This is a genomic window from Rhodovibrio sodomensis, from assembly GCF_016583645.1.
Taxonomy (GTDB): Bacteria; Pseudomonadota; Alphaproteobacteria; order Kiloniellales; family Rhodovibrionaceae; genus Rhodovibrio; species Rhodovibrio sodomensis.
In genome coordinates this window covers 1-652 of the sequence record NZ_NRRL01000294.1, presented here as the reverse complement: position 1 = coordinate 652, position 652 = coordinate 1, and the positions used below count along the sequence as shown (strand labels likewise).

Sequence of the window (652 nt, the reverse complement as noted above, 5' to 3'; positions counted from 1 at the left end):
AGGAGGGTGACGCGCAGACCGGGCGCGTAATGTTTCAAGTATTTGGCTGCGGTCGCTCCAGCGGAGCCGCCGCCGATCACGACGATCCGGGCGTCGAGCTGCTGACCGGCATGAGCCGTCAAGGGTCCGACCAGCGGGCCGAGCGCAGCGACGCCCAGGCTGCTGGCGCCCAGCTGCAGGAAACTGCGGCGCGAAATGGATCCTCTCATGGTGTCCCTCACTCCTCCAGTTCGCTGAGGTACTCGGCGACTTCGCGGATCTCTTCATCGGTATAACCGGTCGCGTGCCGGTCCATGACCGATGGATTCCGCTTGCCCTCACGGAACCCCTTCATGAAGTCCTCCATGATCTCGGGGTCCCAGCCGGCGATGGGGGGCATGCTTCCGGCCCCCTGGCCCTCTTCTCCGTGGCAGGCGAAGCAGCTGTTGGCAATCAGCTCCGCGCGGGAGATGGTGTCGTCATCGCTGGCGTGGGCCAGGCCGAGCGTGGTCCCTGCCAGCAGGCTGATGCACGTCCTCAGGATCTTTCTATGCCTCTGCATGGTCCTTAGCCCTCTTGCGTGACTGACGCGGGATGGCCGGACATCATCCTACATATTCACGGAATGGCATGCACCAATGTTCAAGGACCCTTGCCTGCACGATCGCCGAGA

2 protein-coding genes are annotated in these 652 nt (G+C 63.7%); both read right to left on the bottom strand.

Annotated elements, in window-relative coordinates:
- A partial coding sequence (locus tag CKO28_RS27825; RefSeq protein ID WP_200344795.1) for a twin-arginine translocation signal domain-containing protein occupies positions 1–209 on the bottom strand: 209 nt, incomplete at its 3' end.
- An 8-nt stretch (positions 210–217) separates the two neighbouring features.
- Entirely contained in the window at positions 218–541 is a 324-nt protein-coding gene (locus CKO28_RS27820; RefSeq protein WP_011813960.1) for a c-type cytochrome, read from the bottom strand.
- Between the last annotated feature and the right edge of the window lie 111 nt (positions 542–652).